We start from the raw sequence: 24,628 nt of genomic DNA, 5'->3' as shown, positions 1-24,628 counted from the left end.
CAGCGTCATTTCGTCACGTCATCCGTCTCCGGCAGGGTGACGTTAAGCTCCAGAATGGAGATATCATCCCCTTTCTGATCCAGCTGCACCGTCACCATCTCCGGGTCGATCTTCACATATCTGCAAATCACTTCCAGAATGTCGCGCTTAAGTTGCGGAAGATAGTGGGGCTCACTGTCGCCCCTTCTCCGTTCTGCCACGATAATCTGCAGCCTTTCCTTGGCTATATTGGCAGTGTTCTTCTTCCGGGATAAAAAGAAATCAAGTAATGCCATGGTTTATCCCCCGAACAGGCGTTTCAGGAAACCCTTCTTCTCTTCTTCAATAAAGCGGAAGGGGCGTACTTCACCGAGCAACCGTTCAACGGTATCGGCATAGGCTTTGCCAGCATCAGACTCGCCGTCAAGAATCACCGGCTCGCCCTGGTTAGAGGCGCGTAAAACGGACTGATCTTCAGGGATCACACCGACCAGAGGAATGCGCAGGATTTCCAGCACATCTTCCATGCTCAGCATGTCGCCACGGCTTACACGGCCAGGATTGTAGCGGGTCAGCAGCAGATGCTCCTTAACCGGGTCCTGACCGTTTTCAGCGCGACGGGATTTGGACGAGATGATGCCGAGAATCCGGTCGGAGTCGCGGACCGAGGAGACTTCCGGGTTGGTGGTAATGATGGCTTCATCGGCAAAATAGAGTGCCATCAGTGCACCGGTTTCGATACCCGCTGGCGAGTCACAGACAATGAAATCAAACTCCATTGCGGCTAAGTCGTTCAGGACTTTTTCAACACCTTCACGGGTCAGCGCATCTTTATCGCGGGTCTGTGACGCAGGCAGGATATAGAGCTGCTCGGTACGCTTGTCGCGAATCAGTGCCTGATTCAGCGTGGCATCACCCTGAATGACGTTGACGAAATCGTAGACCACGCGGCGCTCGCAGCCCATGATCAAATCCAGATTACGCAGACCGATATCAAAGTCGATCACAACCGTCTTTTTGCCTTTCTGCGCTAAACCGGTGGCGATGGCCGCGCTTGACGTGGTCTTACCAACGCCCCCTTTACCGGATGTAACTACAATAATGCGCGCCATAAATGTTGATTTCCTTAACAAAAGAAAAGGGGCCTAATTAAGTGTCTGGATAGTCAGCGCGCCATCCTGCAGGCACAGGCGCGCAGCTTTACCAAAAAATTCTTGCGGGATCTGATCCATGATCCAGTACTCTCCGGCAATCGAAACCAGTTCGGCAGCCAGATGGGTACAGAAAATCTGGCAGTTGCGATCACCGCTGGCGCCTGCCAGCGCACGACCGCGCATCATGCCGTAAATGTGAATATTGCCGTCGGCGACCAGTTCGGCCCCGGCGCTAACGCTGCTGGTGACGATTAAGTCGGCGTCACGCGCATAAATCTGCTGGCCCGAGCGCACCGGGGTATTCACGATGCGGGTTTTGGCCGCCACCGCTTCGGCCGCCACAGGCTGGGGTTCAGGAACCGGTGCAGGGGCTGTCGCCTCACTACGCGGCCGGGCCTCTTTGCCTTCTGCCAGTACCGGCAGGCCAGCCCGAACGATGACGCGCTTAAGAGCATCATCCTTGCAGCCGCTCACGCCGACAATGCGTAAGCCGGTGGCGAGAATCGCCTGCTGCAGTTGCTTCCAGTTAACATCCGCACTCAGTGTGGCCACGTTAAGCACCACTGGCGCGTTCTTCAGGAAATCTGGCGCCTGGTCAATCTTGTCCTGAAGTGCCTTGCGAATCACCACGGGGTCATGGTGATGCAGGTGGACAACAGACAGGGTGAAACTGCTACCTTTAAATTCGATTGGCGTTTGCGACATCAGTCCCGACTCAGTCCTGTTTTCACTACCGTCAGCCGGGCGATGATAAAATCATCGTTTAAGCGCTCACGGTGAATATTCGAAGTTCTGCAAGCATGGTATAGTTACCGCTATATTCAGACAAGCCTCAACGCCGGTTAATTCGAGTAAAAAATATGTTTTGTGTGATCTACAGAAGCCCGTTACGTGACCAGACTTATCTCTATGTTGAAAAAAAAGACGATTTCTCGCGCGTTCCGGAAGCGTTGCTGAAAGGTTTTGGCAAGCCGCAGCTTGCGATGGTGCTGAAGCTGGAAGGCCGCGACAGGCTGGCCAATGCAGATATCAATAAAGTTAAGCAGGGATTAAGCGAGCAGGGCTATTATTTACAGCTTCCCCCACCGATTGAAAGTCTGCTAAAAATTCATTTACAGGCGGATAAAAAAGTTTAACTCAGATTCTTCTGTAAATATTAATCCTGCCAGCGCGATGCTGTCAGGATAATATGGCTTTAATTCTGTGCAAAATAGATGGCGCCGCTTATCAGTTTCTTGCTCTGCTTAAATTTCCTGCCTGAATGTTCTTCCCGGTTTGCTCATAACTTCAGCGCCTGTGCCTCTCTGTTTACGCTTTTTGACAAATTCCACCCCCCGGACCGGTAAAAGGAGCTTATTATCACGCCATGAGGCTGGCATGACGATCAGTCCGTGAGCAAACATCAATCCGCCAGCAACGCTGGCATCACACCTAACCTGAACAGGGGATGAGCATGTATCAGCATCGGAACTGGCAAGGCGCGTTAATCGATTTTCCGGTCAGCAAAGTGGTTTGCGTCGGCAGTAATTATGCAAAACACATTAAAGAGATGGGCAGTGCAACGCCGACTGAACCGGTTATTTTCATTAAACCGGAAACCGCACTGTGTGATCTGCGCCAGCCGCTCTCAATTCCCGACGGCTTTGGCGAGGTTCACCATGAAGTAGAGCTGGCGGTGCTGATCGGTGCAACCCTGAAACAGGCCAGTGAGGCGCATGTGGCGAAGGCCATTGCAGGTTATGGTGTGGCGCTGGATCTGACGCTTCGGGATCTGCAGGCCGGACTGAAAAAAGCGGGCCAGCCGTGGGAGAAATCCAAAGGCTTCGATAACGCCTGTCCGATTTCCGGTTTTATTCCGGCCGCCGGGTTCAGTGGCGACCCGCAGAATAGTGAGCTTAAGTTGCTGGTTAATGGCGACGTCCGACAGCAGGGTAATACCGCGGATATGATTCATAAAATCCTGCCGCTGATTGCCTACATGAGTCGCTATTTTACGCTGCGTGCAGGCGACGTCATCCTTACCGGCACGCCGGAAGGGGTAGGCCCGATGCGTTCAGGGGATCAGCTGGAAGTCTCCATTGCGGGCCACGGCATCAGCACGCGCGTACTCTAAAAACTTGCATCACTGTGGCAGAGGCTTTATAAGGTGCGTTTCAGGCACAATCCGGACAATCATCATGAGTGACACCCCTTTCTGGCAACACAAACGCCTGGCCCAAATGAGCGATGAGGAGTGGGAATCCTTGTGTGATGGTTGCGGTCAGTGTTGCCTGAACAAGCTGCAGGACGCCGACACGGATGAAATCTACTTCACCAACGTCGCCTGTAATCAGCTCAACATCAAAAGCTGCCAGTGCCGCAACTATGAGCGCCGCTTCGAATTAGAAGAGGATTGTATTAAGCTCACCCGCGAAAATCTGACCACCTTTGACTGGCTGCCGCGCACCTGCGCTTACCGGCTGCTGGGCGAGGGCAAACCGCTGCCAGCCTGGCATCCGCTGCGCGCCGGTTCGAAAAGCGCCATGCATGCGCAGCGCATCTCGGTGCGTTATATCGCGGTGCGGGAGAGTGAAGTGCGGGACTGGGAAGACCATATTATTGACCGGCCTGATCGCAACGGCTGAATGCCGCAAAGACGGATACAAAAAAGGCTGCTACGGGCAGCCTTTTTTCTGTCAGCGACCAAACAGATCGCGTTGTTTTGGTCTGAACAGCTGAGCAATCAGCACCAGCGCCGCCACGAGCAGATAACCGGCAAAAACCACAATCATCCACTGTGGCATACCCAGCGTCAGGAACGTCCAGCTGCGTTCTGCGCAATCACCGCTGGCCAGAAAGACTGACGGCAGCCATCTGTCGAGCGGCAGGAAGCTGGGAAAGCGGGCTGCAAAATCGCAGGTGGTAAAAGGATTCGGATGAAGCTGAATCATCGTATGTTCATAAGCGAGGCGCAGACCTTCCCAGGCACTGTAAAGCCAGAGGGCCAGCGCGCCCAGACGTAACGGCGATTTCGGCGCGATTGTCCCAACCAGCCCTGCGGCCAATACGCCGAACAGCGCATTACGCTCATAAATGCACATCACGCAGGGTTTCAGGCCCATAACGTGCTGAAAAAAGAGTGCCGCCATTTCCAGCGCCAGCGCAGTCAGGGCCAGTAATAACCAGGCGCCGCGACCGCGTGAACAGCGATTCAGATATCTCAACATAGTGCATTCCCTGTAAACGTGAATGCCACGCAGTGTAAACCAAAAGCGCAGGCAAACCAGCTACGGCCAGGGAAAAATCGTGTGTAAACATGACCTGATACTGATCCGGGGCAGGTTACTGTCAGATAAGCCGGAACGGCAGCGGTGGGGGCCTGCTGGAAGCGGCATCAGTCATAAGACGCGACCGGAAAGACGGGCATCTGCCGGAACACCTGCGGCCGACATCCGTCCGGCGTTTATCCGGCCCCGGTGCCAGGAGAGAGAAAGGTCATCACCGTCGTTTTCTGCCTCGGGGCATTGGCTGGCAGAAAATCGCCTGTCTGCCATTCAGCAGCCTGCTATCAGCCAGTCTGAAATATGCGTCCGCGCCCGGTTTTAATGGTGATGCAGTCTGTATCCGCTATAGGGCGTCTGGTATGATGAGTGCCCATCATGATGAGAAAAGCAACGAGAACACATTGCTATGGTTATAAAGGCTCAGAGTCCAGCGGGATTTGCTGAAGAGTATATTATAGAAAGCATCTGGAACAGTCGCTTTCCGCCCGGGTCAATCCTTCCTGCTGAGCGTGAGCTTTCTGAATTAATTGGTGTGACGCGCACCACACTACGTGAAGTGCTGCAGCGCCTGGCGCGCGATGGCTGGCTCACGATCCAGCATGGCAAACCCACGCGGGTCAACGATTTCTGGGAAACGTCCGGACTGAACATTCTGGAAACGCTGGCCCGTCTCGACCATGACAGCGTGCCAGTGCTGATTGACAACCTGCTGTCAGTGCGCAGTAACATTTCATCCATCTTTATCAGCCGTGCGCTGCGCCATCATCCGGATAAAGCGCGTGAAGTGCTGGAAACCGTCAGCGCGGTCGCCGACCAGGCCGATGCCTATACCGAACTCGACTATCGGGTTTTCCGCGGGCTGGCTTTTGCCTCAGGCAACCCGATTTACGGTCTGATCCTCAATGGTCTGAAAGGTCTCTATACGCGTGTAGGTCGCCACTACTTCTCGAATCCCGAAGCCCGTCAGGTGGCGCGTGATTTCTATCTGAAACTGCTGGCGCTGTGTGACACCTCGCCTGGGCAGGATGAAATTGTTGAGGTGGTGCGTAACTATGGCCGCCGAAGCGGTGAAATCTGGCACAGCATGCAAAAGAATCTGCCTGACGATCTCGGCAACAAACGTTAAAAAAACCGGACCCTGCGTCCGGTTTTTTTATCTCTTCAGAGTGCCACACCCCGGGGTGGATTCCGATCCAGCAGTTCGACGCTGCCATCCTCATTCTGCTGTTCCAGTATCACATCAAATCCCCACAGACGGTGTACATGCTTCAGCACTTCGCGGCGGCTTTTATCCAGTGGCGTGCGGCCCTGCGGCACATAGCGCAGCGTCAGGGAACGATCGCCACGGAGATCGACGTTATAGACCTGGATATTGGGTTCCAGATTACTCAGATTGTACTGGGCGGAGAGCTGCTGACGAATCGCCCGGTAACCCGCCTCGTCATGGATAGCGGCGATTTCGAGATAGTTGTTGCGGTCATCGTCCAGCACGGTAAACAGGCGGAAGTCACGCATCACCTTTGGCGACAGGAACTGACTGATGAAACTCTCATCCTTGAACTCGCGCATCGCGAAATGCAGCGTGTCCAGCCAGTCGGATCCGGCGATATCCGGGAACCAGTAGCGATCCTCTTCCGTCGGTGACTGACAGATTCGCTTAATGTCCTGCATCATGGCAAAACCTAATGCATAGGGGTTGATGCCGTTGTACCACTGACTATTGTAGGGCGGCTGATAGACGACGTTGGTGTGGCTGTGCAGGAACTCCATCATAAAGCGTTCCGACACTTTGCCCTCATCGTACAGGTGATTAAGAATGGTGTAATGCCAGAAGGTTGCCCATCCTTCATTCATTACCTGCGTCTGTTTCTGTGGATAGAAATACTGGCTCACCTTGCGCACGATGCGCAGGATCTCGCGCTGCCACGGCTCCAGCAGCGGGGCGTTCTTTTCCATAAAATAGAGCAGGTTTTCCTGCGGCTCAGAGGGGTAGCGGGCCGCTTCAAAGGGCACTGCCTCTTTTTCACGGCGTGGCAGCGTGCGCCAGAGCGTATTCACCTGACTCTGCAGATACTCTTCGCGGCTCTTCTGCCGGGCTTTTTCCTCCTGCAGAGAGATTTTCTGCGGGCGTTTGTAGCGATCGACGCCATAATTCATTAAGGCGTGGCAGGAATCGAGCAGGCGTTCAACCTCTTCGACGCCGTAACGCTCTTCGCAGTCGCTGATGTAATTTTTCGCGAACAGCAGGTAGTCGACGATTGAACCGGCGTCGGTCCAGCTGCGGAACAAGTAGTTATTTTTGAAGAACGAGTTGTGACCGTAGCAGGCATGCGCCATCACCAGCGCCTGCATGGTCATGGTGTTCTCTTCCATCAGATAGGCGATGCAGGGGTTGGAGTTAATGACGATTTCATAGGCCAGGCCCTGCTGACCATGCTTGTAGCGCTGCTCGGTCTCGATAAACTTTTTACCGAAGGACCAGTGAGAGTAGTTGATGGGCATACCCACGCTGGAATAGGCATCCATCATCTGTTCTGAGGTTATGACTTCGATCTGGTGCGGGTAGGTATCCAGCCGATAGAGTTTAGCCACCCGGTCGATCTCGGCTAAATAGACATCCAGCAGGTCGAATGTCCAGTCTGGTCCGTCATTGAGTCGTTTGCTGTCTCTGATGGCTTCGTCAAAGATTGTCGTCATAGCGCACCTCTTGTTGGCAAACCGGCTGACCCGAAAGACAACCCGTTCTGGTTATTTAAGGCTTCGTCCTGAAAAAGGGAACCCAAAAAAACTAGGCGAACACAACAATGATAGCCCACTGTCGCCTATCCGAAATGCGAACTCAAATGAAATCTTTGGCACAAAATCATTCAGATAGAAGCAATAAGATATTTATCAGATTTAAATACGGTTTATTAATAATTAATTGGTCTTTTGTCCTGTTTATAAGTGGATTGTATGGGGTTGAAGGATTCTCCTGAAACAGGCGGTTTTCACTGGCTTTGCTGTCATTTATTTCTGCATTCAGGGATTAATACGCATAAATCGCTGAAATCGGGCCTGCAGCAAGATTTTAGTTAACTGAAAAGTAAAAAAGATGTGAAATAGATGGTGAAATTCCGGGGTGGTAGCCGCTGTATTAATACGCTGGCTATCATCATTTGAACAGTGAATTATGCTTTTAGAGGTCGGGTGCTATGCACGTTGTCATTCTTGGAAGTGGGGTAGTCGGTGTGGCCAGCGCCTGGTATCTGGCCCGGGCCGGACATCAGGTCACCGTCATCGATCGTCAGCCTGCGGCGGCGATGGAAACCAGTGCGGGCAATGCCGGTCAGATCTCACCGGGCTACGCTGCCCCCTGGGCGGCGCCCGGCGTGCCACTGAAAGCGGTAAAGTGGATGTTTCAGCGTCATGCGCCACTGGCTATCCGGCTGGATGGCAGCAGTTTTCAGCTGGAGTGGATGTGGCACATGTTGCGCAACTGCGACATCAATCATTACCAGCAGAATAAAAGCCGGATGGTGCGGATCGCCGAATACAGCCGGGACTGCCTGAAAGCGTTACGCAGTGAAACCGGTATCGCTTATGAAGGCCGTCAGGGCGGAACGCTGCAACTCTTCCGCACCCAGCAACAGTTCGACAGTGCCAGTAAAGATATTGCCGTGCTGCGTGATGCGGGCGTGCCCTATGAGCTGTTAGAGGCGCACGAACTGTCGCGTGTTGAACCCGCGCTGGCAGCGACGCAGCATAAGCTCACAGGGGGGCTGCGCCTGCCCAATGATGAAACCGGCGACTGCCAGCTCTTTACACAGCGGCTGGCGAAGATGGCCGAAGAGGCGGGGGTGGTTTTCCGCTACAACACGACCGTTGATCACCTGCTGCGCGACGGCAACCGCATCTATGGTGTGAAATGTGGCGACGAAATCGTCAAAGCAGACAGTTACGTGGTGGCGTTTGGCTCCTATTCGACTGCGCTGTTAAGGAATGTAATCGACATTCCGGTCTATCCATTAAAAGGTTACTCACTGACCATTCCGATAAAAAACCCGGATGCAGCACCGGTCTCAACCATCCTGGATGAAACCTACAAAGTGGCGGTAACCCGGTTTGACGATCGCATCCGCGTCGGGGGAATGGCGGAAATTGTTGGTTTTAACACCAGACTCACCGAAGCACGACGGGAAACGCTGGAGATGGTCGTCAGTGATCTCTATCCTGAGGGCGGTCATGTCGCACAGGCAAGTTTCTGGACCGGCCTGCGCCCGATGACGCCGGACGGCACGCCGATCGTAGGTGCCACGCCCCTCTCTAATCTCTACCTGAATACCGGGCACGGTACACTGGGCTGGACGATGGCGTGTGGATCGGGGCAGCTACTGGCCGATCTTATCTCCGGTAAAAAACCTGCTATTGCCGCCGATGACCTGGCGGTGTTTCGCTACTTACCCGGTTTCGCGGCGGCATCATCCCCGCTGCGTAACGCTAACGCCACTCGTTAAGTATTCAGGGAGAGGAAGATGTCACGTCCGATTGTCGCGTCCATTAACCAGCAGGCGCTTCGTCACAACCTGACGATTGTGCGTCAGGCGGCCCCCGCATCACGCGTCTGGTCAGTGGTCAAAGCGAATGCCTACGGCCACGGCATAGATCGCGTGCGCGAAGCGTTATCTGCCACTGACGGCTTTGCGCTGCTCAATATGGAAGAGGCGATTCAGCTGCGTGAGCAGGGCTGGAAAAAACCGATTCTGCTGCTGGAGGGCTTTTTTCATCCGGACGACCTGCACCTGATCGACCGCTACCGCCTGACGACCAGCGTTCACAGTAACTGGCAGATCACCGCGCTGGCCGCGGCCAGGCTCTCTGCGCCGGTGGATATCTACCTCAAGGTCAACAGCGGCATGAACCGGCTGGGCTTCCGGCCGGAACAGGTTAACAGCGCCTGGCAGAAGCTGCGTGCGCTGAGTAACGTGGGTGAGATGACGCTGATGGCACACTTTGCCGATGCGGAAAATCCCGAGGGGCTGATTGCCCCGCTGCAGCGTATCGAACAGGCGGCAGAGGGGCTGAACTGCCCACGCTCTCTTTCTAACTCCGCCTGTACGCTGTGGCATCCGGAAGCGCACTTTGACTGGGTTCGTCCTGGCATCGTCCTTTATGGCGCATCGCCCAGCGGCGACTGGCAGGATATCGCCGGCAGCGGCCTGCAACCGGTGATGACCCTGAGCAGCGAGATTATCGCAGTGCAGCAGCTTCAGGCGGGCGATGGCGTCGGTTACGGCTACCGCTACCGGGCCAGCAGCGCCCAGCGGATCGGCGTCGTCGCCTGTGGTTACGCCGACGGCTATCCGCGTCATGCGCCGACCGGCACGCCCGTCTGCGTGGATGGCGTGATGACGCAGGTGGTGGGCGCGGTTTCCATGGATATGATTACGGTGGATCTGACCCCCTGTCCTCAGGCGGGCATCGGTTCAGCTGTCGAGCTGTGGGGCGAGCAGGTCAAAATCGATCAGGTTGCTAAAGCGGCCGGGACGGTAGGGTACGAGCTGATGTGTGCGCTCGCCCCCCGCGTTCCTGTGACGATTATTTAAGCGCAGTCAGCGTGCCGCGCATCTTTCTGCTGCAGCGCCAGGCGATGAACGCCAGCGCTGCACCCACCAGCATCATCAGGCTTAGTGAGAGTTTCTCCGCCACTGGCAGCGCCACAATTATCAGGCTGCCTGCCGCACCGCCCGCCATCTGAATAAAGCCCTGCAGGGCCGACGCGACGCCCGCCTGCTGCTGATACGGCTCCAGCGCATAGCTGGTGGCGGGGCCGACGGTAAAGGCCAGACCGGCCACCGCCACGGCCACCGGGAACATATAGAGCGCCCAGTGCGTCTGCATTGCTGTCGGGAAGACCTGCATACCGGCAACCAGCAGCAGCGCGCCTGTCAGCATGGTCAGAAAGCCCATCGCCAGACAGAAAGGGCGACCCGCTTTACGGATTGCTTTATTGACAAACAGGCTGACAAACATGATCCAGAAACCGTTCGCGCCAAAAGCAAAGGAGAACTGGATCGGCGTCAGGCCGCCTTCGCTCATCAGCACCTGGGGTGCCAGCGACACATAGGTCAGCACCATGCCCAGCGCTCCGGCGTTAGCAAATGCGAATGCCAGAAAGCGAGGCTGACGCAGGATTGCGGCATATTGTTTAACCGGCAGGCCTTTAACGCGCAGGGTGTCTGCCGGGCGGGTTTCAGGCAGCCAGATGAGCACCAGCAGGGTAATCAACACGCCGTAGCCACAGAGGAACCAGAAGGGCGCGCGCCAGTCGAAGGCGCTGGCCAACAGGCCGCCCAGCAGCGGCGCCAGAGCCGGAACAATGTTCAGCGCGCCATTGAGGAAGCCATAGGCGCGGGCGGCATCTTCACCGCTGAGGCGGTCCCGCACACCGCTGAAGGCGACAACCGCGCTGCAGCAGACACCGCAGCCCTGCACCAGACGCGCAATGACAAACAGTGGAAAGGAGGTTGCAGTCGCCGCGATGACACTGCCCGTGATATAGAGTGCCAGGCCCAGCAGGGCGATGGGCTTACGGCCATAGTTGTCCACCAGCGGACCTGTCACCAGTTGTCCCAGACCCATTACCAGCAGGAACAGAGGAATCGTGGTCTGAACCAGCGACACCGGTGTATTCAGACCCACGGCGATTTGCGGCAGCGTGGGCAAATAGAGATCGATGCCTAAAGGTGCCAGCAGCACCAGGCTTAATAACAGCAGAGTAAATTTTTGCATAACAACCAGAGGGTAAACGGTCTGTTAAAAAACGATCGCAAAGGGTAATGATTCGGGGGCAAAAAAGATAGAGGCAAGGGGGGCGGAAAGTGCGATGCCTGCTGAAACAGGCATCGCAGGGTCAGACTCAGTAAGCACCGTCGCGGCGCAGCACGACACCGGCGGTTTTAAACAGAATGGCGATATCGGTCCAGAGCGCCCAGTTCTTGACATACCAGGAGTCAAAATAGACGCGGGTATCGTAGTCGATATCATTTCGTCCGCTGACCTGCCAGAGTCCGGTCATGCCGGGTTTGGCCATCAGGTAATAGTCGACATCACCGGCATAGCGCTCCAGTTCGGCTTCAATCACCGGACGCGGGCCCACCAGGCTCATCTCACCGCGAATCACGTTCCACAGTTGCGGTAACTCATCAAGGCTGGTTTTACGCAGGAACCCACCGATAGCGGTAATACGCGGATCGTTCTTCAGCTTGAAGTCTTTGTCCCACTCTCTTCGCGCCTCTTCGCTGGTCGCCAGTAACTTCTCCAGCACCTCTTTAGAGTTGGTCACCATCGAACGGAACTTGAGGCATTTAAATTTCTTACCGTTCTGACCAACCCGTTCGTGACCATAGATCGCATTGCCGCCATCCCGCTTCACCATAAAGCAGAGCAGGGCGAAGACAGGACCGAGGAACAGCAGTAGCATTGATGCCACCACGATATCAAAGGCGCGCTTCATGAAGCGGGAGGAGTGCTTCGCCAGGTTGTTGCTGACGCGCAGGATCATCACTTCATGGCTGAAAATGAATGACATGTCGGTGCCATAAAGCGGCACACCGCGCAGCGTCGGAATGACAGAAACCGACCGGCAATTCATCTTCGACAGGAATTTCAGCCAGCGATCGCGCATGGGTTGCTGCTCATACTCCATGGCAACGATAAACTGCACGTTGTCACGGTCGATAGTCTGCCAGTTGATATCTTTCCAGGTGATCACCGGCACGCCGTTGACGCTCTGCCCGGTCGGCACATCATCAACCGAGATAAACGCCTGCACGTTATAGCCCAGAATCTCCTCGCTCTGCAGGGCCGCGTAAGCTTCAGTGGCGTTGCGGCCTGAACCGATAATAATCGTCTCTTTCTGCCACTGGCCTGCCTTGTTGATGGCACGTTTGACCATCGCCCGCATCAGCGGCAGCAGCAGCAGGGCGTAAGTCCAGCTAAAGACCCACACCATGCGCGAGAAGTCCCATTTTGAGAAGGCGATCAGTGCGAGGTCGAGCAGCGAAAAAACGAATAAGGTTTTAACAATCTCTTTCAGCTCAAACCAGAAAGGTTTGCGATAGGTATAGTGGCGCAGACGAACCCAGAACCAGCCGGTACAGAGCACCGACATAATAAACTGCGCAATAAAGCGATATTCAATCTGATGAGGGGGGATAAAGGTGTCCAGCTCGCCCCAGATACCCTGAATCGTGGCGGCAGATAAAAATAAAGCCAGATTGAGTGCAATCAGATCGGAAAAACTCAGGGCGAATTTCACGATGATATTTTTGCGCGTGCCGCTCCATGAGCGGCTCGGGCTATTCATTATCAATGTACTTGCCATAAAACCTGCTCTCTTTCTTAAGTAAAAGATGCCTGATTAAAATCAGGTACGCGCTCAGGAGTGGGCTGCTGAAAATTTAAAAATTCATTTTCAGTCTGGTGCAGTCAGTCAAGCCAATACAGCTGCAGAAAGGTAACGATTAAAACGTGATACTACTCACGAAATGTTGCAGCAATGAGATTGAGTATGCAGGAGATACTTGACAAGGTTAATACGGAAAAAATCTGAAAACGGTGAAAGTGAGTAAAGTTTTAAACGAGTAATCTTTTGATTTATTTAGATAAAATAAGAAGAGGTTCAGTTATAACTAAACTGTTTAAGACACCTTTTAGGAATTACCGCCAGGGCGTTTGACTGGCGGTAATGAAAAAGCTCAGGCAGGTTTTTTTAAAATCCAGCGGTCCTGCTGTTTATCGTAATGACCGATTTGCAGATCCACAGGTTCCCCGTCGATCCAGGCGGGCACGCTGGTATCGCGATCCCAGCCGTCAAGTTGAGTAATTAAGCCGGGATTGGTATGACAGGGGATACTGACGGTGTTGGTATTTTCACCCTCAAGATCGGCATCAACAATCTCATAACGACCTATTTTAACAACGTGTCCCATTCCTCTCTCCCGTTTTTACTGATAACGAGCGTTAAGCTTAGCGTATCAACAGAAAATAACGTGGCTGAATGATTAGGATTATTCCTTCTCTTCAGCCGGACGGACACCAATCTTAACAATACGGTTATCCTCTTTTTCCGCCACGGTCCAGGTCAGCTGATTCCATTCCACCTGGTCACCGACGACTGGCGAGCCTCCCAGCATCGCCAGCACCAGCTGACCCAGTGACTGTTGATCGTTGGTATCCTCATCCAGTTCCAGACCATAAATCTGCGCAACATCACGCAGACGCGCTTCCGCATCAAGAATAAAGTCCCCAAAAAAACGCTGGTCGAGTGAAACCGGCGGCGTCTGGCTGAACATCTTGCCCAGTGCGGGCAGGTCGCGCTCACGGCCGATGACACAGATTACGTCATTTTCCTTCAGCCGCGTGCCGCCGTTGGGGTGCATCAGCACATTGTCCCGGAACAGCGCGGCGATGCGGGTCTCACGCGGCATCTGCAGGTCACGAAGGGCTGCGCCCACGCACCATTTATCTGCACTGAGCTGATAGACAAACTGCTCCCACGGATTCTCCGGATGGATATCCAGGCCGATACGGCTGATGGGCGAGGCGGTCGGCGGCACGACCACTTTCGCTTTTCTGGCGGCGAAGCCCAGCGAGGTGCCCTGCAGCATCAGGGAGACCAGCACCACAAAGAAGGCGATATTAAAATAGAGCGAGGCATTCTCCAGCCCGGCCATCATCGGGAATACCGCCAGGATGATCGGCACCGCACCGCGCAACCCGACCCAGCTGATAAAGAACCGCTCGCGGGTGGTGAAGCTGCGGAACGGCATCAGGCCGATAAAGACCGACAGCGGACGCGCCACCAGGATCAGCCACAGCGACAGGATCATTGCGGGCAGGGCGATATGCCAGAGGTCGGACGGCGTCACCAGCAGCCCCAGCACGATGAACATACCAATCTGACTGAGCCAGGCCATGCCGTCAAAAGTCTGCAGGATGCCGTGACGGTTGCGAATCGGACTGTTGCCCAGCAAAAAACCGCATAGATAGACGGCGAGGATGCCGCTGCCCTCAAGCACCGTCGTCAGGGCAAAGACCAGAATGCCGCCGCTCAGTGCCAGCAGAGGATAAAGACCCCCGGCCAGGCTGATACGGTTTATCAACTGCTGCAGTGCCCAGCCGCCGCCCAGACCCAGCACGATACCCAGACCGAACTGCTGCACCAGATGGACCAGGAACATCCAGTCGAGGCCGCTGCGGCCCTGTTCAATCATCTCTATCAGGGTGATAGTCAGAAAGACCGCCATCGGGTCATTGCTGCCCGATTCGATCTCCAGAGTAGAGCTGACACGCTCGTTCAGTCCTTTATCACCCAGCAGTGAAAAGACGGCGGCGGCGTCGGTAGAGCCGATAATGGCGCCAATCAGAAAGCCCTGCATCATATCGAGGTTGAACAGCCACGCAGCCACGACGCCGGTCAGACCGGCGGTAATCATCACGCCAACGGTCGCCAGCGACAGTGCAGGGCCCAGCGCCACCTTAAAGGAGGTCGCTTTAGTGCGCATCCCGCCATCCAGCAGAATGATGGCCAGCGCCAGGTTTGAGATCAGATAAGCTGCCGGATAGTTATCGAAGGCAATCCCGCCGATGCCATCCACCCCGGTCAGCATGCCCAGGGCGAGGAAAATGACCAGAATCGGGATGCCCAGCCTGGATGAAAACGAGCTCAGCAAAATACTCGATGCGACCAGCACAGAACCGATGATAAACAGACTGTAGACAATAGTGTGGTCCAAACCCGGTCTCCTGAGATATGACAGTGTGATAGCGAAACTGCTGACAAATATCCATGCTATCTCTGAAAGATAATGTTTTATCAAAGAGTTGTCATTGTGAAAATGTCTATTATACGCATTGTTTAACCCGCAGAGGTATCAGATTAATGTGAAGAATGAGGGGGTTGGCAGGCAAGCGGAAGAAAACAGACAGTTTTAACAGGTTATTCAGCGGATAAAAAAGCCGGTGATTAACCGGCTCAGTGTTTAGCGTGCCTAAAATCGATGGACGCGCGAACGCAAAAAAGGCACTACGGACGCCGGATAGCCTCACTGCGCTGTCATGACAGACCTGTTGGGCAGGGCGAACATGACAGGCGCACATCCAGGCATTTCACCCCGCTGGTTGCCTCAGGCCTCCGTTGCCTGCTTATGAAACAACGATCGGAATACCGGATAGATGTCCTCCGGCTCACGAATGTGTTCAATAGCAAAGTTATCAAACATCGCCTGCAGATGTTCATACTCGCGCCATAGCGTCTGATGCGCCCGGCGTGTGATCTCAATATAACTGTAGTAACGCACCACCGGCAGAATCTGCTTTGCCAGGATTTCATGGCAAAGCGGGGAGTCATCGGCCCAGTTGTCGCCATCGGACGCCTGCGCGGCATAGATGTTCCACTGCGCCGGGTCATAACGCTCTTTGACCACCTCATCCATCAGCTTCAGGGCACTGGAGACGATAGTGCCGCCGGTCTCCTGCGAATAGAAGAACTCCTGTTCATCCACCTCTTTCGCCTGAGTATGATGGCGGATATAGACCACATCCACATTTTTGTAGGTGCGACTCAGGAACAGGTAGAGCAGGATATAAAAGCGTTTTGCCATATCCTTGGTCGCCTGATCCATAGAACCGGAGACATCCATCAGACAGAACATAACCGCCTGGCTGGAGGGCTCAGGGCGTTTCTCAAAATTCTTGTAGCGCAGGTCGAAGGTGTCAATAAAGGGCACCCGTTCGATGCGCGCGCGCAGCTCAGCGATCTCATTGCGCAGGCGCTCTTCCTCCAGCAACTGAGCGGGTTCGCTTCTCTCTACCTCCAGCAGGGTCTCTTCCAGTTCGTGCAGCATCCGGCGTTTACCTGCTGTCATTGCCGTACGCCGCGCCAGTGAGTTCTGCAGTGAACGCACAACGCTGATGTTGGCCGGTACTCCGTTAGAGGTGAAACCGGCGCGATGGGTTTTATACTCATTCAGCTGACGATGCTGATTCCTGCGTAAATTGGGCAGCGCCAGATCTTCGAACAACAGGTCCAGGTACTCATCCTTAGAAATCTGAAAAACAAACTCATCCTGACCTTCGCCATCCTGACTGGCATTGCCCTGGCCACTGCCGCCACCACCACCGCCACCCTGTGGACGTTCGATGCGGTCATTCTGAACGAAATGGTCATTGCCCGGATGGACCCGATGGCGATTGCCGCCGCGTCCCTGATGAAAAATCGGCTCATTAATGTCGTCAATCGGAATTGAGACAGATTCACCGCTGCTAACGTCGGTCACCGAGCGTTTATTAATGGCCTCGGAAATCGACTGCTTGATTTGTGACTTGTAACGGCGCAAGAAGCGCTGGCGGTTAACCGCGCTCTTGTTTTTGCCGTTCAGCCGGCGATCGATGAAATAGGCCATGGTGTTCCCCCAAACTACATTGTAAGCAGGCCGGGCGAACCCGACCTTTTCAGACCGGTATCACTTACCGGCAAGCTTACAGACTCTGATCAGGACGATTTACGCACACGCAGATACCATTCACAGAGCAGGCGAACCTGCTTGCGGGTATAGCCTTTTTCCATCATGCGATCGACAAAATCATCATGTTTTTTCTGCTCATCCGTCGAGGTCTTGGTGTTAAACGAGATAACCGGCAGTAACTCTTCCGTGTTGGAGAACATTTTCTTCTCAATCACGGTGCGCAGTTTTTCGTAACTGGTCCAGTTCGGATTGCGCCCGTTGTTGTGTGCCCGGGCGCGCAGCACGAAGTTGACGATCTCGTTACGGAAATCTTTCGGATTACTGATGCCAGCAGGTTTCTCAATTTTTTCCAGCTCGGCATTGAGCGATTCACGGTCAAAAAGCTGACCGGTGTCGGGATCGCGGTATTCCTGATCCTGAATCCAGAAGTCGGCATAGGTCACGTAACGATCAAAGATGTTCTGACCATATTCAGAGTAGGATTCGAGATAGGCGGTCTGGATCTCTTTGCCAATAAATTCAGCATATTTCGGGATCAGGTAGCCTTTAAGGTGCTCAAGATATTTCTCTGCCTGCTCCTGCGGGAACTGCTCGCGTTCGATCTGCTGTTCCAGCACGTAGAACAGATGCACCGGGTTAGCCGCTACCTCAGCGTGATCGAAGTTAAACACGCGCGACAGAATCTTAAAGGCAAAACGGGTAGAAAGACCGTTCATTCCCTCATCCACGCCGGCATAATCGTGGTACTCCTGCCAGGATTTCGCTTTGGGATCCGTGTCTTTCAGGCTTTCGCCGTCATAGACCCGCATCTTGGAGTAAATACTGGAGTTTTCCGGATCTTTCAGTCGGGACAGGATAGAGAAGCGTGCCAGCGTTTCCAGCGTGCCGGGCGCGCAGGGCGACGTCGCCAGCTCACTGTGGGCAAGCAACTTATCGTAGATTTTGATCTCTTCAGAAACCCGCAGGCAGTAAGGCACTTTGACGATATAGACGCGGTCAAGAAACGCCTCATTATTCTTGTTGTTGCGGAACGTAACCCATTCAGATTCGTTGGAGTGGGCCAGAATAATGCCGTTGAAAGGCAGGGCAGAGATCCCCTCGGTACCGTTATAGTTCCCTTCCTGGGTCGCCGTCAGTAACGGGTGAAGCACCTTGATAGGAGCTTTGAACATCTCAACGAATTCCATAATGCCCTGGTTTGCCCGGCAGAGCGCGCCGGAGTAACCGTATGCGTCGGGGTCATTCTGGGCATGGTTTTCCAGTTTGCGGATGTCCACTTTACCGACCAGCGCGGAAATATCCTGATTGTTCTCATCGCCGGGTTCCGTTTTGGCTATTGCCAGCTGTTCCAGAATTGACGGCCAGACCTTGACGACCTTGAAGCGTGAGATATCACCACCGAAATCGTGCAGACGTTTCGCCGCCCACGGCGACATAATCGTGCCCAGGTAACGACGCGGCACGCCATACTCTTTTTCGAGAATATGCGCATCTTCCTGGGGATTGAACAGGCAAAGCGGATGGTCGTTCACCGGGCTGCGCTCGCCGTCGGCGCTCAGCACATAAATCGGCACCCGCTGCATCAGCGATTTCAACCGTTCCGCCAGCGAGGATTTACCGCCGCCGACCGGGCCCAGCAGATAAAGGATCTGTTTCTTCTCTTCCAGTCCCTGAGCGGCATGTTTCAGGTAGGAGACAATCTGCTCGATGGCTTCCTCCATGCCGTAAAACTCCTCGAACGCCGGATAGCGTCCCATCACACGGTTGGAAAATATTCTGGAAAGGCGAGGCTCCTGAGCAGTGTCGACCATTACCGGCTCTCCGATAGCCATTAACAGTCGTTCTGCCGCGTTGGCGTATGCACTGCGATCCTGCTTACAGATGGCAAGAAATTCCTGCAGTGTGAACTCTTCGTCCTTGGCCGCTTCATAACGCTGACGATAGTGATCGAATATATTCATAGCGATGCCCGTCCTTTCGTTTTTAGCACAGGTAAGGAGCGTAATTAGAGACTTAAAGCAGCTCCCGGAAGATATTCTTTGTTGAGTACAGCAACCCTTATGCCAACCTGATCTTTTTTATCGGTATACACAACTTTTGTGGTTACTCTGCTCGGTAAAAATCTCTGCTGTTACTTCTAACTGTAGATGGCTTCTAGGAAATTTCCTCCATGGGTTGGGGTGAAAAAGTGAGTGTTCAGAACTAATTTAGTTTGTTGTGAGATGAGTTCATATTGCTGATGCATTAACTTAACGTGTTTTTAACCATTAATGCCACTTTACTTGATGAAGGGCTTAAAGGATTTCGATATAAGTTAATCCAGCCGTAAAAAACCGTTAGACTTCCTGTTTGATTGTTATATTTATGGAATGAATAAATTGTGAACCAATTCAAATTTAAGACGCTTGTTGCCCTTCTGCCCTGTTATTTACTGCTGCCGCAGGCCAGTGCCGCTCCGCTTTCCGTGGGCGCATCTGTCATCTACGCTGAGTCGCCTTATCGGGGGGGCAGGACCGTTATCTGCCAGTTCCGGTAATCAACTACGAAGGCGAAAACTTCTGGTTTCGCAGTCTGCAGGGCGGTTATTACCTCTGGAAAGATCCGCAGGACCAGCTGTCGCTGACGCTGCTGGGTTCGCCGCAGGAATATAAACCCAGTGACAACGACCTGGGCGACATGAAAGGGCTGGATAAGCGCCGCATGACGCTGATGGGCGGCCTGACCTATCGTCACACCGCAGACTGGGGAATCGTCCGTACCGCATTGCTGGGTGATGTGCTGAATAACAGCAACGGTATGATCTGGGATTTAACTTACCTTTATCGTTTCCAGATGGGTGACTTCAGCCTGACGCCAGGTATTGGTGCAATGTGGAACAGCGCCAATCAGAACCGCTATTACTATGGCGTGTCAGGACACGAAAGCGCCCGCACCGGCATCAGCCGCTATAATCCGGATGACAGCTGGTCGCCTTATGTTGAGCTGACCGCCAGCTATCAGATTGCGACGCAGTGGAACATCGGCGTCACAGGCCGCTACACACGCTTCGATAGCGAAATCAAAGACAGCCCGATGATTGAGAAGAGCGGGCAGACGACTCTCTGGACAGGCGTCAGCTACAGCTTCTGATAACGCACCACAAGAGGGCATTTATGGCCCTCTGTTTTTTTATGGGGCCCTGAAAAGGGGCGGGAGAGCAGAATGCGTAATACGATAAATTTTGCCGGATTCGATACGCTGCCGGTCATCGGTCAGGGCACCTGGTACATGGGCGAAACCGCCTCGCAGCGGGCCGCTGAAGTTGCGGCGTTGCAGGCCGGACTGGATTGCGGACTGCGGCTTATCGATACCGCTGAAATGTATGCGGAAGGCGGGGCTGAAGAGGTGGTTGGTGAGGCGCTGCACGGACGTCGCGAACAGGCGCTGCTGGTCTCTAAGGTCTATCCGTGGAACGCGGGTGAGGTGGATGCCGTCGACGCCTGTGAGCGCAGCCTGCGGCGCCTGCAGACGGATTACCTCGACCTCTATCTGCTGCACTGGCGTGGCAATATTCCGCTGGAGGAAACCCTGCGCGCCATGGAACGTCTGCAGCAGCAGGGCAAAATCCGGCACTGGGGCGTCTCAAACTTCGACACTGAAGATCTGGCGGAGCTGTGGGAGGAACCCGGCGGAAATTACTGTGCGACTAATCAGGTGCTTTATCATCTCGCGTCACGTGGTATTGAGTCTGACCTGCTGCCCGCCTGTCAGCAGCGCGGGATACCGGTTATGGCCTATTGCCCGCTTGCCCAGGCAGGCCGGTTACGTGAATCACTGTTTACCGATCCGCTCCTGACGCAGATTGCACAGCAAAAGAGCATCAGCGTGCCGCAACTCCTGCTGGCCTGGGTCATTCGCCAGCAGGGAGTGATCGCGATTCCCAAAGCCAGCTCAGTCGCTCACGTTCAGGAAAATGCGGCTGCGCTGGAAATAATGCTGACCGATGAGGAACTGGCGCGCATCGATCGTGCCTGGCCAGCACCCCAGCACAGGGTGCCGCTGGATATTGTTTAGCTGCCTGCGATCTCGCTGGCGGCGGCTTTCTTCCTGAGGCGGAAGGTGGTGGCCAGCCGTGCCGGCTTTTCACCTGCGCTGCGCATAGGTTTGCTGATACGCGCGGTCTCCACACACACCATGGTTTTATAACCTTCGTTCGCCATATCCGCCATGCTGCAGGAAAGCTCTACCCCAGGATTCCAGGTGACAACGTCACTGTGATAATGGTGGTAAACCTCAATCTGGCGCTGACCTGACGTGTCATTAATGACGGCGCAATCCTGCGGAGCGGTAAAGATGCGGTCTATTCTTCCCGGATAGCGCTGCTTACCGTCACTGCTGCCTGTCTGCTCATTATTGACCTTATCAATAAAGCTGTTGCCCAGACCGGAGACTTCAACGCCCTGAATATCGCTGACGGTGAAATAGCTGTGCAGCGCCGCGGTCGCCTCAAAGTCACCGTAGGCTTCCAGTTCAATTTCGCAGTGCTGACCCAGGCGGAAGCGGGCAATCAGGGTGAACTCGTGCGGCCAGAGCTTCAGCGTCTGTGGCGTGCTTTCCAGCACCAGCGTCAGCATTACGCCTTCTTCGTTTTCATCGTGGGCAGTCAGTTTCCACGGCTGGGTACGGGCAAATCCGTGCGCCGGTTCACCCGCCGGGCCAAACCACGGCCAGCAGATCGGTACGCCGCCGCGGATCGCCTTACCGGGCGTAAACAGGCTCTTATCACTCAGCCAGATCACGGGTTTTTCACCGCTGGGCTGCCAGGCGATGAGATGGGCACCCTGTAGCGTGATGGCTGCACGGACCCTGGGATGACTCACCACAATCGTCGGCAGGTCACCAGCCTGACGCTGTGAAAGGTAAGGAGAGATCTGCGTGACCACCGGCAGAGAAAACAGTTTGTCTTGCATGTTCGATTCCTTCCTGTACGGATCAAAAAAGGGCGACCGAAGTCGCCCTTATTCTCAATGATGAGTGGCTGCCTTATTTGGCAGAAACCAGTGCAATCAGGTCGAGAACTTTGTTTGAGTAGCCAGTTTCGTTGTCATACCAGGAAACCAGTTTCACAAAGTTATCGTTCAGCGCGATACCTGCTTTAGCATCAAATACGGAAGTCAGTACTTCGCCGTTGAAGTCGGTAGACACGACATCATCTTCAACATAGCCCAGCACGTCTTTCATCTCGCCTTCTGCAGCCGCTTTAATCGCTGCACAGATCTCTTTATAAGAGGCCGCTTTTTCCAGACGCACGGTCAGGTCAACAACGGAGACGTTAGGGGTTGGTACGCGGAATGCCATGCCGGTCAGTTTGCCATTCAGCTCTGGCAGAACTTTACCAACTGCTTTCGCTGCGCCGGTTGATGAAGGAATGATGTTCTGTGATGCGCCGCGACCGCCGCGCCAGTCTTTGTGAGACGGGCCATCAACGGTTTTCTGGGTTGCGGTAGTCGCGTGAACAGTGGTCATCAGACCTTCAACGATGCCGAATTTGTCGTTGATGACTTTTGCCAGCGGAGCCAGGCAGTTGGTGGTGCAGGATGCGTTAGAAACGATATCCTGGCCTTCATATTTGTCGAAGTTTGCACCACGAACAAACATCGGCGTGTCATCTTTAGATGGGCCGGTCAGAACAACTTTCTTCGCCCCTGCAGTGATGTGTTTACGCGCAGTTTCGTCGGTCAGGAAGATACCGGTTGCTTCAGCAACAACGTCAACGCCCACTTCATCCCACTTCAGGTTGGCTGGATCTTTCTCAGCGGTAACACGGATTTTTTTACCGTTCACAACCAGGGCGCCATCCTGAACTTCTACGGTGCCGTCGAAACGACCATGCGTAGAGTCATACTTCAGCATGTACGCCATGTAATCCGCGTCCAGCAGGTCGTTGATAGCAACGATTTCGATGTCAGAACGTTTCTGAGCAGCACGGAAAACGATGCGACCGATACGGCCAAAACCGTTGATACCTACTTTGATAGTCATATATTCCACCAGCTATTTGTTAGTGAATAAAAGGTTGCCTGTAAAATTACAAAAACCTTACCAGGCGTCAAGCGGAATCGTGTCAATTGTTGCGACAAATCAATTCGCCTGAGAGGAATTATTTGGTGCGCAACCGCTTGCGCGCCGCCAATGATATCGCGCTTCTTTGAATCGATCGCCGACTATATAGGGATGTTCCGGATAAAAGGTGATCAAAGTCACAAATCCGCTCAGCGGACGACGGAGGAGGTGGGTGAGCACAAAAAAAGACCCGGGTCATGTTGATCATTTGTTAGAATAATAGTCGAATTTTTCAGAATGGCACTGCCCGGAAATCTTAAAATGGCTAAAGACACCGCACCCGAAGCAAAAATTGCGCAGCTGACCGAAATGCAGCGTTACGTGACTCAGCATCGCGGAACGGAACCGCCTTACAGCGGTGCACTGCTGCACAACAAACAGGAAGGGATTTATCACTGCCTGGTCTGCGAGGCGCCGCTTTTCCTCTCAGAAACCAAATATGATTCAGGCTGTGGCTGGCCGAGTTTTTATGAGCCGGTCAGTGACGATGCGATTCGCTATATTGACGATAACTCCCACGGCATGCAGCGCGTCGAAATCCGCTGCGGCAGTTGTGATGCGCATCTTGGACATGTATTCCCGGATGGCCCGCAGCCGACTGGTGAGCGCTACTGTGTCAACTCTGCCTCGCTGAATTTCACCGATGAGCAGGGCGTACAGACGAAAGGGTAAGACGATGAAGGAACAACTCGAAGCCATGCTTGCGTCAATGACGCCGGAAGTTTACCAGCGGCTGGCCACAGCAGTTGAGATTGGTAAGTGGCCGGATGGCGTAGCGTTAACCCAGGAGCAACGTGATAACTGCCTGCAACTGGTGATGATGTGGCAGGCCAGACACAACGATATGCCACAGCACATGACCATTGCCAGGGGAGGGGAGATGGTTATGAAGTCGAAAAAAGAGCTGAAGGAAGAGTTTGGTATCGACGCCGACGTGACCCGCATCCATCTGCACTGATGGCAAATAAAAAGCTGGCGTCCTGCCAGCTTTTTTATCGTTATCAGATCAGAATCGCGCCCTGAGCAGTCATCTGTGCAAATGCAATCTCGCTGTCTTCAGGATTCAGGTTGACACCCCGGCAGCCCTCTTTGACCACCTCGACGTGATATCCCAGCTCCAGCGCATCCAGCACGCTATATTTAACGCAGTAATCGGTCGCCAGTCCCAGCATCACCAGATGGGTGATCCCACGTTCGCGCAGCCAGCTATCCAGCTCGGTTTTGCGGCGGTGGCCATTGTCAAAAAAGGCGCTGTAGCTGTCGACATCCTGATCCTGCCCTTTATGGAAGGTTGCATCAAACAGCGAGCGATTCAGGCCCGGATGGAAGTCTGCGCCCGCCGACCCCTGAACGCCATGGTCGGGCCACCAGATCTGAGCCAGTCCGTTTAACTCGCCCAGCGTGTAGACCGGCTCGCCGGAAACAGAGGCGAAGCTGCCGTGGTCGGCCGGATGCCAGTCCTGCAGAGCCACGACGCACTCACCCTGTTCATGAAACAACCGTGCATAACGATTGGCCACCTCAACGGTGTGATCGCCCTCGTGAACAGCCATCGGGCCGCCCGGGCAGAAATCGTTCTGGATATCAATAATGATAAGAGCCCGTTTCATGACATGTTGCT

At 54.2% G+C, this 24,628-nt stretch carries 23 protein-coding genes and 1 pseudogene; 10 read left to right on the top strand and 14 right to left on the bottom strand.

What is annotated here, in order from left to right; genetic code table 11:
• Nucleotides 1–5: 5 nt before the first annotated feature.
• From minE to minC, 3 genes are read right to left on the bottom strand one after another with little or no spacing between them, the layout of a single operon-like run.
• Complete coding sequence (minE, locus tag ACLHDD_RS07365) at nt 6–275, bottom strand: cell division topological specificity factor MinE (protein WP_111138877.1); 270 nt, start codon at nt 273–275, stop codon at nt 6–8.
• 3 nt (nt 276–278) lie between these two features.
• Nucleotides 279–1,091: a septum site-determining protein MinD gene (minD, locus tag ACLHDD_RS07360; RefSeq protein ID WP_427103575.1), complete on the bottom strand. Its 813-nt coding sequence runs from the start codon at nt 1,089–1,091 to the stop codon at nt 279–281.
• A gap of 33 nt (nt 1,092–1,124) precedes the next feature.
• Nucleotides 1,125–1,838, bottom strand: a complete 714-nt coding sequence (minC, locus tag ACLHDD_RS07355; protein WP_427103574.1) for a septum site-determining protein MinC — start codon at nt 1,836–1,838, stop codon at nt 1,125–1,127.
• Nucleotides 1,839–1,993: 155 nt separating this feature from the next.
• Here minC and ACLHDD_RS07350 point away from each other — a divergent pair, with 155 nt between their 5' ends.
• From ACLHDD_RS07350 to ACLHDD_RS07340, 3 genes are all read left to right on the top strand, one after another.
• On the top strand, nt 1,994–2,269 hold the full coding sequence (locus ACLHDD_RS07350) for a YcgL domain-containing protein (protein WP_111138880.1): 276 nt from the start codon (nt 1,994–1,996) through the stop codon (nt 2,267–2,269).
• Nucleotides 2,270–2,586: 317 nt separating this feature from the next.
• On the top strand, nt 2,587–3,246 hold the full coding sequence (locus ACLHDD_RS07345) for a fumarylacetoacetate hydrolase family protein (RefSeq protein ID WP_427103573.1): 660 nt from the start codon (nt 2,587–2,589) through the stop codon (nt 3,244–3,246).
• A 64-nt stretch (nt 3,247–3,310) separates the two neighbouring features.
• Nucleotides 3,311–3,757 carry a YcgN family cysteine cluster protein gene (locus ACLHDD_RS07340; protein WP_427103572.1) on the top strand — a complete coding sequence of 149 codons (447 nt, stop codon included), beginning with the start codon at nt 3,311–3,313 and terminating at the stop codon, nt 3,755–3,757.
• Between the two features lie 51 nt (nt 3,758–3,808).
• Here ACLHDD_RS07340 and dsbB read toward each other — a convergent pair whose 3' ends face one another.
• Nucleotides 3,809–4,339: a disulfide bond formation protein DsbB gene (dsbB, locus tag ACLHDD_RS07335; protein ID WP_427103571.1), complete on the bottom strand. Its 531-nt coding sequence runs from the start codon at nt 4,337–4,339 to the stop codon at nt 3,809–3,811.
• Between the two features lie 463 nt (nt 4,340–4,802).
• On the opposite strand from dsbB, the gene fadR reads away from it, so the two are divergent.
• The gene (gene fadR / locus ACLHDD_RS07330; protein ID WP_111138884.1) at nt 4,803–5,522 is read left to right on the top strand and encodes a fatty acid metabolism transcriptional regulator FadR; all 720 of its coding nucleotides are present in this window, start codon (nt 4,803–4,805) and stop codon (nt 5,520–5,522) included.
• 35 nt (nt 5,523–5,557) lie between these two features.
• Here fadR and ACLHDD_RS07325 read toward each other — a convergent pair whose 3' ends face one another.
• The gene (locus ACLHDD_RS07325; RefSeq protein ID WP_427103570.1) at nt 5,558–7,093 is read right to left on the bottom strand and encodes a SpoVR family protein; all 1,536 of its coding nucleotides are present in this window, start codon (nt 7,091–7,093) and stop codon (nt 5,558–5,560) included.
• A gap of 497 nt (nt 7,094–7,590) precedes the next feature.
• Here ACLHDD_RS07325 and ACLHDD_RS07320 point away from each other — a divergent pair, with 497 nt between their 5' ends.
• Both ACLHDD_RS07320 and dadX read left to right on the top strand, forming a co-directional pair.
• Entirely contained in the window at nt 7,591–8,892 is a 1,302-nt protein-coding gene (locus ACLHDD_RS07320) for a D-amino acid dehydrogenase (protein WP_427103569.1), read from the top strand.
• An 18-nt stretch (nt 8,893–8,910) separates the two neighbouring features.
• Nucleotides 8,911–9,981: a catabolic alanine racemase DadX gene (gene dadX, locus ACLHDD_RS07315; RefSeq protein WP_427103568.1), complete on the top strand. Its 1,071-nt coding sequence runs from the start codon at nt 8,911–8,913 to the stop codon at nt 9,979–9,981.
• Here dadX and ACLHDD_RS07310 read toward each other — a convergent pair.
• From ACLHDD_RS07310 to yeaG, 6 genes are all read right to left on the bottom strand, one after another.
• Nucleotides 9,974–11,167 (bottom strand): multidrug effflux MFS transporter, encoded by a 1,194-nt coding sequence (locus ACLHDD_RS07310; protein WP_427103567.1) that lies wholly within the window; start codon nt 11,165–11,167, stop codon nt 9,974–9,976. The two genes, dadX and ACLHDD_RS07310, sit on opposite strands and share 8 nt — an antisense overlap.
• Nucleotides 11,168–11,294: 127 nt before the next feature.
• Nucleotides 11,295–12,761, bottom strand: coding sequence for an undecaprenyl-phosphate galactose phosphotransferase WbaP (gene wbaP, locus ACLHDD_RS07305; protein WP_427103566.1), 1,467 nt, complete (start codon nt 12,759–12,761; stop codon nt 11,295–11,297).
• 373 nt (nt 12,762–13,134) lie between these two features.
• Nucleotides 13,135–13,368: a DUF1480 family protein gene (locus tag ACLHDD_RS07300; protein ID WP_427103565.1), complete on the bottom strand. Its 234-nt coding sequence runs from the start codon at nt 13,366–13,368 to the stop codon at nt 13,135–13,137.
• Nucleotides 13,369–13,446: 78 nt separating this feature from the next.
• On the bottom strand, nt 13,447–15,174 hold the full coding sequence (locus ACLHDD_RS07295) for a potassium/proton antiporter (RefSeq protein WP_427103564.1): 1,728 nt from the start codon (nt 15,172–15,174) through the stop codon (nt 13,447–13,449).
• Nucleotides 15,175–15,564: 390 nt separating this feature from the next.
• The gene (locus tag ACLHDD_RS07290) at nt 15,565–16,842 is read right to left on the bottom strand and encodes a YeaH/YhbH family protein (protein ID WP_427103563.1); all 1,278 of its coding nucleotides are present in this window, start codon (nt 16,840–16,842) and stop codon (nt 15,565–15,567) included.
• Between the two features lie 89 nt (nt 16,843–16,931).
• Nucleotides 16,932–18,866: a protein kinase YeaG gene (yeaG, locus tag ACLHDD_RS07285; protein ID WP_111141829.1), complete on the bottom strand. Its 1,935-nt coding sequence runs from the start codon at nt 18,864–18,866 to the stop codon at nt 16,932–16,934.
• Nucleotides 18,867–19,285: 419 nt separating this feature from the next.
• Here yeaG and ACLHDD_RS07280 point away from each other — a divergent pair.
• Together ACLHDD_RS07280 and ACLHDD_RS07275 are read left to right on the top strand one after the other, a co-directional pair.
• Nucleotides 19,286–20,034, top strand: a pseudogene (locus ACLHDD_RS07280) (MipA/OmpV family protein).
• Nucleotides 20,035–20,106: 72 nt separating this feature from the next.
• Entirely contained in the window at nt 20,107–20,958 is an 852-nt protein-coding gene (locus tag ACLHDD_RS07275) for an aldo/keto reductase (protein ID WP_427103562.1), read from the top strand.
• Here the strand turns inward: ACLHDD_RS07275 and ACLHDD_RS07270 are convergent.
• Together ACLHDD_RS07270 and gapA are read right to left on the bottom strand one after the other, a co-directional pair.
• Nucleotides 20,955–21,854 carry a D-hexose-6-phosphate mutarotase gene (locus ACLHDD_RS07270; RefSeq protein ID WP_427103561.1) on the bottom strand — a complete coding sequence of 300 codons (900 nt, stop codon included), beginning with the start codon at nt 21,852–21,854 and terminating at the stop codon, nt 20,955–20,957. The genes ACLHDD_RS07275 and ACLHDD_RS07270 overlap by 4 nt on opposite strands.
• A 73-nt stretch (nt 21,855–21,927) precedes the next feature.
• Nucleotides 21,928–22,926 (bottom strand): glyceraldehyde-3-phosphate dehydrogenase, encoded by a 999-nt coding sequence (gene gapA / locus ACLHDD_RS07265; RefSeq protein WP_111141837.1) that lies wholly within the window; start codon nt 22,924–22,926, stop codon nt 21,928–21,930.
• A 342-nt stretch (nt 22,927–23,268) separates the two neighbouring features.
• On the opposite strand from gapA, the gene msrB reads away from it, so the two are divergent.
• On the top strand, nt 23,269–23,679 hold the full coding sequence (gene msrB, locus ACLHDD_RS07260; protein WP_427103560.1) for a peptide-methionine (R)-S-oxide reductase MsrB: 411 nt from the start codon (nt 23,269–23,271) through the stop codon (nt 23,677–23,679).
• Nucleotides 23,680–23,683: 4 nt separating this feature from the next.
• Nucleotides 23,684–23,965 (top strand): YeaC family protein, encoded by a 282-nt coding sequence (locus ACLHDD_RS07255; protein ID WP_427103559.1) that lies wholly within the window; start codon nt 23,684–23,686, stop codon nt 23,963–23,965.
• A 43-nt stretch (nt 23,966–24,008) separates the two neighbouring features.
• On the opposite strand, the gene pncA is transcribed toward ACLHDD_RS07255, so the two are convergent.
• Nucleotides 24,009–24,617 carry a bifunctional nicotinamidase/pyrazinamidase gene (pncA, locus tag ACLHDD_RS07250; RefSeq protein ID WP_427103558.1) on the bottom strand — a complete coding sequence of 203 codons (609 nt, stop codon included), beginning with the start codon at nt 24,615–24,617 and terminating at the stop codon, nt 24,009–24,011.
• Nucleotides 24,618–24,628: the final 11 nt, after the last annotated feature.

Source organism: Pantoea sp. NSTU24, from assembly GCF_050157905.1.
Classification (GTDB): domain Bacteria; phylum Pseudomonadota; class Gammaproteobacteria; order Enterobacterales; family Enterobacteriaceae; genus Pantoea.
The sequence above is the reverse complement of the archived record's forward strand: the minus strand, read 5'-3'. Positions and strand labels throughout refer to the sequence as shown.